6 protein-coding genes are annotated in these 9038 nt (G+C 63.2%); all 6 read right to left on the bottom strand.

What is annotated here, in order from left to right; translation table 11 throughout:
- Nucleotides 1-239 precede the first annotated feature (239 nt).
- Nucleotides 240-1436 (bottom strand): MFS transporter, encoded by a 1197-nt coding sequence (locus ABEA33_RS19680; protein WP_345528654.1) that lies wholly within the window; start codon nt 1434-1436, stop codon nt 240-242.
- A gap of 266 nt (nt 1437-1702) precedes the next feature.
- The gene (locus tag ABEA33_RS19675) at nt 1703-3550 is read right to left on the bottom strand and encodes a CocE/NonD family hydrolase (RefSeq protein WP_345528653.1); all 1848 of its coding nucleotides are present in this window, start codon (nt 3548-3550) and stop codon (nt 1703-1705) included.
- Nucleotides 3551-3605: 55 nt separating this feature from the next.
- On the bottom strand, nt 3606-4484 hold the full coding sequence (locus tag ABEA33_RS19670; RefSeq protein WP_345528652.1) for an ABC transporter ATP-binding protein: 879 nt from the start codon (nt 4482-4484) through the stop codon (nt 3606-3608).
- Complete coding sequence (locus tag ABEA33_RS19665; RefSeq protein ID WP_345528651.1) at nt 4481-6220, bottom strand: dipeptide/oligopeptide/nickel ABC transporter permease/ATP-binding protein; 1740 nt, start codon at nt 6218-6220, stop codon at nt 4481-4483. The genes ABEA33_RS19670 and ABEA33_RS19665 overlap by 4 nt, the downstream gene beginning before the upstream one ends.
- Nucleotides 6221-6227: 7 nt before the next feature.
- On the bottom strand, nt 6228-7196 hold the full coding sequence (locus tag ABEA33_RS19660; RefSeq protein WP_345528649.1) for an ABC transporter permease: 969 nt from the start codon (nt 7194-7196) through the stop codon (nt 6228-6230).
- Between the two features lie 6 nt (nt 7197-7202).
- A complete protein-coding gene (locus tag ABEA33_RS19655) occupies nt 7203-8579 on the bottom strand; it encodes an ABC transporter substrate-binding protein (protein WP_345528646.1) in 1377 nt (458 codons plus the stop codon).
- Nucleotides 8580-9038 lie beyond the last annotated feature (459 nt).

Genomic DNA, 9038 nt, shown 5'->3' with positions numbered 1-9038 from the left:
GACCACCACGCCGCTCAACACCAGGCATCACACACACCTCCTCAACCCCACTCCACCGGAACCCATTCGGGATCTCGGAGACTCCAGAATCGCGCGCACCAGCCACAGCTGAGACGGTCGAACTGTAGTCGGTGCGTTGTTCGTGCATATCGGAGCCACGATCGAGTTGCAGGGGTTGTGGTTCGGACGTCCGGATCGACCGATCATCGGCCCGTCAGCCAAGAGCCGGTGGCACACCGCTAGCGCGGGATCCAGCGTCCCGGCAGGAGCATCGCCACCATCACGAGGCCCAGCACCAGAAGCCCGGAGGTGTAGGTACCGGTCAGGTCGGTTGTGACGCCGATGATGGATGGACCCAGGAATCCACCCACTTCTCCGATCGAGAAGTACAGACCGCCCGCTGCACCCATCAGGCTCGCGCCGATCTGCGGCATGTCCATCAGTGCGTTCAGCATGAGAGGCATCAGCGCTGCGGACGAGAAGGCTTCGACCAGGAGAACCCCGACCAGTATTGAACCGTCGACGAATGGAACCAGTGACAGCATCAGCGCCGTGACGATCAACAGTCCCTGAACGATCGTGGCCCTGTCCACCACACCGACGAGCCGCATGATCACGATCGATCCGAGGATGCCTCCAAGCGCCGCAAAGGCCGCGAGCGCACCGGCCACTCCCGGACTCGCACCCTTGTCCTCGAGGATCTGCGGCAGCCAGTTCCTGAACCCGTGGCTCGCGAGGAACCCCGACATGCCGACAAGGAATACCGGCCACACCGTCGGCATCATGACGATCCTCCGTACCGCCGCTGCGTTGCCCAAGGGCGTCTCGCTTGCGTCTGGCGCGTCACTAGATGGATCTCGCCCGAACACGAGCCAGGCGAGGGCACTGGCTAGGCCAAGAGAGCCGTAAAGGAACATGGCGTTCCGCCACTGCCCCCCGACGACCGGCAGCACGATCGCGTTGGTCGCGGCCAAGACCGTGATATTCCCTGCGAGAGACCCCGTGATGTAGATACCGGAGGCCGTACTGCGGTGACGACCGGTGAACCACTGGGCGATGAGCTTCGGGAGGCCGATCGAGATGATCGGCCCGCCGAGGCCAAACAGTGCTACCGCGAGCATCAAACTTACTGCGTCGACAGCCAGACCCCGCGTCGCCGCCGAAGCGGCCACAAGTAGAGCTCCGACGAAAAGGCTGTGCTTCGTTCCCAGGCGGTCAATGAATGCCCCCGCTGGGATTGCCGCCACGATGTAGACGAGCTGCCACGTTCCGAGCACAACACCGATCTGCGTGTAAGACAGCCCGAGGTCGTCGCGCACTGGGGTGATGATCGGGACCAGCGAAGCTGCGGTCACAGCGAATCCGAAGTAGAGCATCCATGCCAGCGCCAAGATCGGCCAGTTGGCACGATCTTCAATGGGCGAGTTGGCCCGCACGCGCGATCACTTTCCTTGTCGTGAAAACGGATGAGTCTGGTCTGTCACGACTCGGGCGTTCGATGCTGATCTCCCTGACTTCTGCCGATGACCGCCCGACGGAGACGCAGCGGCCCGGCTCCGTCCCGCCCGCTCGAGTTGAACGACGCGGTGCAGCTCGCACGATCAGGGCCGACGCTCGACTCCAATTGAGGTAGGCCCAGCCCCCGCTACGCGATGCGGTAACTGGCGCATCGCGTAGCGGAGAGTGCGTACTCCCTACAGACTCACTTCGCCGGGATGACCGGCAGAAGCACGTAGGGCCGCGAACCCTCGTCGAAGTGGATCGTTGTCTCGCCACCGTAGATCTCCGAGGGACGATCCAGCGGGTGCGTGTGCGTGAAAGGACCGCACCCTCTCATGACAAGCGGCGGCTCGACGTTCGGAACCGTCAGCGGTTCCTCGTCGTGGGAGTAGTCGCGTCCCAAGATGCTCAGAACAAGCCGGTAGCCGATCGGCACCACGATCGAGGTCGGGTGGATCTCTATGTGGAGTGGAACCGGGGCTCCAGGGGTGAGCGGTTGCTTCTCGTCAAAGGTGTGATGCGGGCGGTACGGCGTGCTGATGTCGTGATCGAGTTTGCGCATCGACGCACGCAGCCAACCCTGACCGACTGGTGTCTTGGGGTCCGATGCTCCACGGAACAGGACTTCGCGACCCTCCGGGTCGAAGACGCGCACCACGACGAACAGATCGGCATCGGTGGTCGATGAGGACACGACTAGGTTGGCTGCTGCCTGTCCGGTGATCTCCAACGGCGCGTCGAGGGGCGGCGTGCTGAAGTTCAGACCCTCCCCCAGGGCCTCGAAGGTGAGTGGCTCAGTCCGCGAGGGCTCGCGTGTCGAAAGTAGCCCGGCATCGGGGTCGATGTAGAACTTCGTCCACTCCGTCCGCGCGATCGGCCACTCGTTCTCCATGCGCGATTCGTACTTCTCTCCGGGGTGGCGGATCTGGAGCTGCACTCGGGGCTCCTTGTCCCATCCGTTGTCCGCACCCTTCAAGAAGTGATCGAAGAAGCGCTCCTGCATCGCGATGCCCGCGTCGGTGTAGAAAGTCGCCCAATGCTCAAAGCCGTGCATCTCGAGCCACTTCTGCTCAGCAGGCGCCCGAACGAATCCCTCGACGTTGCCGCGCGTGTGCTGCGGCTGACCACCCCAGTTTCCGGCGCTGAGGAACGGTACCGTCATCTTCGAGAGATCAGCCGTCCTGACCTGGTAGAACTCGTCGTCGAACGGGTGGTCCCGCTGGGTTCGACGAGGATCGCGACGATTGGCGGCGAGCTCGTCCTCAGACAAGGTCACATCACCGGTGACCAGCAAGCCTGATTCCGCGTTCCGTGGACCATTCTCACCGCGTCCGTACTGGAGACGGAGTCCCTGTCGCTCGAATGTGTTCGGTCCGAAGTCGTTGGCGATCCCTCCGTTGAACCACACCTCGCGGTAAAGGTCGGAGAACCCCTCCCAGATGCAGCATGCCTTGAGCGACGGCGGGCTGTGCTTGGCGACCATCCACTGGTTCACGGCGAAGTACGAGATCCCGCTCATCCCGATGTTGCCGTTGCTCCACGGCTGAACGGCCGCCCACTCGATGGATTCGGCCACATCCTCCGTCTCACGTGGCTGCCAGTAGTCCAAGTAGCCCGGCGACCGACCAGAGCCACGGGTGTCGATCCGAAGGCAGGCGTAGCCTTTGGGTACCCACTTCTCCGGGTCCACGACCTCCCAGCTCTGATACTTGTTCGACGACCCTTCGGCGACCTCCGGGAAGTCCCGAATGAGCTGCTCCCACGCATGCGGCCAACCCTCCTGGGTCAGTAGACCCTTCCCGTACGGGCCCATGCTGAGGATCACCGGGTACTGGCCGTCCTCGATCGGCCGATACAGGTCGGCCCTCAGGACAATTCCGTCACTCATCTCGATCGGAACGTCCCATTCAATACGCATGCCATCGGCAATTGCTGTGGGACCTGGTTCGATGTTGCTCACGGCAGCTGTCTCCTCTGCATCGTTGTCAAACTTCTGGGACTGCGCGATCGTGCCGATCGGGTCGGTCTTCCTGTGGTCGACAGTCGTCATGAAGACTTGCTCGGGATAGATGCCCGCCGCGGCAAGCCGAGAGTCCAAACGTCGGTCACTTGGGAGATGGCCATGAACCGCCGGGCGCGGTAGGCGATACCACGGCATCGCGAGGTGCCAGCCGCCCAAGCGGGTGGCCCTCAGACATCGAGGGTCGACGCGACGCGGGTTCATGGCCCGTCGCCTTGAACGGCCTCGGCACCGCGGCGATCAGGGCCTTGGTGTACTCGTGAGACGGCTCCGCCACGATGTCGAGCGCTTGACCTCTCTCCACGACCTCGCCGAATCGCATCACGACGATGTCGTGCGCCACGTGCTTCACGACCGCGAGATCGTGAGTGATAAACAGGCAGCTCAGTTGCAAGCGATGCTGCAGGTCTGCGAGCAGCCGAAGAACACTCGCCTGCGCAGAGACATCTAGGGAGGCGGTGATCTCGTCGGCCACGAGAACAGCCGGGCGGACCGCGAGTGCACGCGCGATGGCGACTCGCTGCTTCTGCCCACCCGAGAGCTCATGAGGGAAACGCTCACTGAGATGTGGCGGGAGTGACACCAAGTCAATGAGCTCATCGACCTCGAAGCGCTGCTGGCGCGGAAGCAGCGCCGCTGCCTCCGCCAACGTCGATCGCACGGTGAGGCGCGGGTTGAGTGACGAATTCGGGTCCTGGAAGATCATCTGGACGCGACGACGGAGGAGCCGCAAACGCTCGCGGGACCGATCGATCTGGTGACCGTCGACCAAGACGGTCCCCTCCGTCGGGCGCACCAGACCGACAATCGCCTTCGCAACCGTCGACTTGCCTGAGCCCGACTCCCCGACGAGTCCGACAGTCCGTCCGGCACCGATGCTGAGATTGACACCCGACACAGCATGCATTTCGGCACGTCCCGTGCGATACACCACGGACAGGTCCCGGACCTCCAGTGCGGTCATGACGTCGCCTCCGTCTTTCCAAGCCATCGACCGGAGTCGTCGTCGATGTCGGGCACAGCGTCGATCAGGGTCTGCGTGTACGGGTGCTGAGGTGATGTCAGCACCTTCTCCACCAGTCCCCGCTCCACGATGCGACCGCCATACATCACCAGGACCCGGTCACAGATCTCACCGATCACTCCCATGTCATGGGAGACGATCACAATTCCCATTCCTTCGGCGCGCAGATCTCGCAGCAACGAAATGACCTGTGCCTGGGTCGTCACGTCCAATGCCGTGGTGGGCTCATCGGCGAGGAGCAAAGGTGTGCTCATGACCAGCCCCATCGCGACCGAGACCCGTTGACGCATGCCGCCGGAGAGCTCGTGCGGGTACTGACGCATCCTGGTCTCCGGATTGGTCAGGTGGACGTCGCGCAGAGCATTCAGGGCCTTCAGTGAAGCCGCAGCGGCAGTGAGGCCGCGATGTGCGCGCAAGCTCTCGGTCATCTGCGTGGTGATCCTGAGCGCAGGGTTGAGGGAGTTCATCGGGTCCTGGAAGACCATCGCCACCTGGCCCGCTCGCCTTGGCTTGTCGAGTTGGTCTTCTCCAGCGATCTCGAGTCGATCTGCGACAACCTGCGCCTGGGCAGGAGCAATACCGGCGATCGACATTGCGGTCAACGACTTCCCGCTGCCGGACTCCCCCACGATGCCGAGGACCTCGCCCTTTCGGACTTCGAACGACACCTGGTTCACGGGACAGAACTCGCCATCCTCGGTCGGGATGGTGACGCTCAGGTTCTCGACGCGCAGGACCATTTCCTCATTCGCTGAGGTCTCGGCCAGTCGATGCTCATGGAGGACTTCGGAACCCGCACCGCCAGCGCTCCGGGGTGACAGACGCTTCGGGCGTGTCACGGCCCAGCGCTGCGGATTGCCAGCACGCGCCACTGCCTCACCGAGGAACCCGAACACCAGCCCAGTGACGACGATCATAACGGCGGGGCCCAGAACCGCGGCCGGGGTCGTGTACATGTTGTCGAGGCCCGACGTCAGCAGACTCCCCCAGTCAAAGGCGAGCGGCTGAACTCCGAGCCCAAGGAAGCTCAGTGCCGAGATGAACAGCAGTGCACCCGAGATCTCGAGAAAGGTCGCGATCCAGAGCGTGTCGGCCACATTCGGGAGGATGTGGCGGAGGAGAACCCTGCGCCGGGACAGACCGAGCACGCGGGCCGCGTGCACATACTCGCGCGCCGAGACTGACGACGCCAACGTGTACACCACCCTGGCGAAGCGCGGAGCCACAGCGACACCGACCGCGATGGCCGCGCTCCTCCCGCCGACTCCAAGAATCACGGCGATGAAGATCGCGACGATAATCGGCGGGAACGCCAAGACCACGTTGAGAATGTTCGAGCCCACGGCCCGCATTCGGGGATGTTGGACGCTGGCCAGCGTGAGACCCCACGCGACGCCTACGACCCCTGCGATCAATGTCGCCGAGATGGCAAGGAGAAGCGACAGGCGAGTTGCCACGATCGTGCGTGCCAGCACGTCGCGACCCAGGTCGTCGGTCCCCAGCCAGTGAGCCGCTGACGAGCCGCCCCCGGCAGCAGACGCATCGATCCGCGTCGCCGCATCCTGCGCGAAGATCGGGCCCAGGATTGCTAGTAGGACAACGACGAGGACGCCGAGTAGAGCGAGAACACCCGCGCGGTCTTTGAAGAAGGCACGTACATACAACGACGACAACATGCGATGCCTAGCTTGCTCGGAGGAGGGAACGTGGGTCGAGCGCCGAGATCAGGACGTCGACCAGCAGGTTGACGATCACGATCGTGACGCCGAGCATGAGGACGATGGCTTGAACTACCGGATAGTCCCGCTGCGAGATGGCGCGAACCAGCTCGGTGCCTAGGCCCGGCCAGGCGAACACGTTCTCCACCACCACCGTTCCGCCCACGAGCGCGGTGAGGATCAATCCACTGATAGTCAGGGCCGAGGTCATCACGTTCGGCAGCACGTGTACCCCATAGATGCGACGAGTCGAGAGTTGCTTGACCCGTGCCGCTCGCACGTAGTCCGCCGATAGCACGGCCAAGGTTTCAACGCGCGTGACGCGCGCCAGAATGGCCGCGGCCCCGGCCGCGACGGCTGTGGCCGGCAGCACGAGAGATATGACCCCGCTCGCTCCAGCGACCGGGAAGACCGGGATGAGGACTGCGAAGAGCAAGACCAGCAAGGCGGCCAGCAAGTAGTCGGGGATCGATTGGACGAAGCTCGTGGTCCCGGTGAACGCCGCCGATAGTCGTGGTCTCAGCCCGTCGCGTGTCAGGGCACCCACCAGAAGACCCAGTGGGATACCGATTCCTACCGCCAGGACGAACCCGGCTCCCGCCAGCTCAAGCGTCTTGGGCAGGCGGTCGGCGATGATGGTGCTGACAGGCTGCTGCGAGCTGTATGACGTGCCGAGGTCACCGGTGAAAACCCCTACGACGTAGTCCTTCAGCTGCGTGAGGATGGGATCGTTCAGGCCCAAGCCCTGTCGGATCTGCTCGAGCTCAGCAGGACCCACGTTGCTGCCAGCGATACGGCGCGCCGGGTCACCCGGGATCAGACGAAGCATGGCGAATGACGCCACCATCACTGTCAACAGCGAGCACCCTGCCAAGATGGCTTGGTCTCGTATAGCCCTGAAAACTCGAGGCCTCGATGAGGCACGCACGCCCATGTGCGACTACTTCCGAACCAGCGACGTCGGTTCGATGAGTCCCGAGAACCCGAAACTGAAGTCGACGCCATTGCCGACGTAGATGTTGTTGAGCTCCGCCTGAGGGACCAGGTCGACGTTCTCGACGAGGGCGTCCTGGGCGGTCATCCACAGCTCACAGGCCTGATCGAAGTCCGATGAGCGGCCTGCCGCTGCCATGTTCTGCTCGAACTCATCATTTCGGATCGTGCCCAGATCCAGTCCGCTCGGACCGAAGAGGGTCTGTCCAAGTGCCGCCGGCGAGTCGAGCACCACGATCGTGCCAGCGTAAACGTCCCAGTCGCCCTTCTTGACCGACTCGATGTAGGCCGGAAGCTCGACTTGCTCGCTCTGCACAACAGCACCAAGGTCCTCGAGCGTCTGCGCCAGATAGTCACCCACGATTCCCTCCTGGTTGTGAGACCCCACGCGCAGGGTCAAAGGCTTGCCGCCCTTCTCGAAAACGCCGTCAGAGTTAAGTGCGTACCCGGCTCCCTCCAGCGTCTTCCGCGCTTCGTCGAGGTCGAACTCCGGGCGGTAGTCGGCGCCATCGGTCTGGGCACAGACCGTCTCGTCCGGCATCAGGTTTGCCGAGGGGGTTGCGAGATCACCACGCACCGAGGTCGCGTAGGCACTCGGATCGACCGCCTGCGCGATGGCCGTGCGGACCGCTGGGTCGGAGCCGGGCGCACCGGCCTGGTTGAAGATCAGGAAGGCGAACGCAAAAGGAGACGTCTTCTCGATGTAGTCCTTCCCCTGGAGTCGCTCTGCGGCGCTCTCCACCTGAGCAAGCGTGACATCAAGGTCACCCTGAAGGAACACGTTCGCTGCCGTCGTCTCGTTCTGCAGCACACGCGCAGTCACGGTCTCCGGGAGTGAGGCGAGATTGTCGGCGTGAGGCTGAGGGCCCCACTCATAGCCGTCCCTCTTCTTCAGTGTGTAGGAGGTGCCCGCCACGGCATCCTTGAGCACGTACGGCCCTGTCCCGAACGACGCGGAGCCGAGCTTGCTCGGATCCGCCAGGCCAGCAGGGCACACCACCGACATGACCGGGTTTGCGAAGGTCACCAGAAGCGCAGGGTTCGGCTCAGGGGTGGTCACCGTGAAGGTGCCCGCCGCGTCGTCAGCCGCGAACGTCGCACCGCCCGGGAAAAGACTCGGAGCGATGGTCGACTTCGTCGACGGGTCAAGGGTCCGATTCATCGAGGCGGCAATGGCGCTCGGCGTGAGTGCCGTGCCGTCTTCACACTTCACGTCATCACGCATCGTGAACTCGACGGAGGTCGGGCTCACTGTCCAGCTCTCGGCGAGATAGGGCTCGACCTCCCCGTCGGAGACGACGACCAAACGGTCGTACATGAACATCGAGAGCTGGTAGCCGGGAGCGTCAGCCGTCAGTGCCGGATCGAGAGAACTGACCTCATTGAACAGTCGGAAGCTGACCGAGTCGGATCCACTCGATCCACCGTTCGATCCGGAGCATCCGGCCAACAATCCGGCTACTGCCGTCGAGGCTACGAATGCTGCGAAGGGGGCGCGTCCCAGTCTCATGGTGATGCCTCTCAGATGCTGACCGGGCTCTGATGACCGAGTTCGGACAGAGCGATCGTTCGGGTTGTGTTCGAGTCGTCAATATGCACGCCGGGAGTGATGATGTCAATCATCACTCCCGAAAACCATACAACCCAGGCCTGGAAACTCCTCGCCTCTGTGACTCACAGCATGCTCAGATCCTGTATGTTGTTTTGTCTAACCGAACAGGGGCCCGGTGGAGTGGGGTTGAGGAGGTGTGTGTGATGCCTGGTGTTGAGCGGCGTGGTGGTC

This window comes from Nocardioides endophyticus (assembly GCF_039543845.1).
GTDB classification, from domain to species: Bacteria; Actinomycetota; Actinomycetes; order Propionibacteriales; family Nocardioidaceae; genus Nocardioides; species Nocardioides endophyticus.
This window is presented reverse-complemented; position numbering and strand designations above follow the sequence as displayed.

What these genes read in the sequence shown, in the direction of transcription:
- ABEA33_RS19675 (WP_345528653.1), bottom strand. Translation starts at nt 3,550, where the DNA reads ATGACGACTGTCGACCACAGGAAGACCGACCCGATCGGCACGATCGCG.
- ABEA33_RS19670 (WP_345528652.1), bottom strand. Translation starts at nt 4,484, where the DNA reads ATGACCGCACTGGAGGTCCGGGACCTGTCCGTGGTGTATCGCACGGGA.
- ABEA33_RS19665 (WP_345528651.1), bottom strand. Translation starts at nt 6,220, where the DNA reads ATGTTGTCGTCGTTGTATGTACGTGCCTTCTTCAAAGACCGCGCGGGT.
- ABEA33_RS19660 (WP_345528649.1), bottom strand. Translation starts at nt 7,196, where the DNA reads ATGGGCGTGCGTGCCTCATCGAGGCCTCGAGTTTTCAGGGCTATACGA.
- ABEA33_RS19655 (WP_345528646.1), bottom strand. Translation starts at nt 8,579, where the DNA reads ATGTTCATGTACGACCGTTTGGTCGTCGTCTCCGACGGGGAGGTCGAG.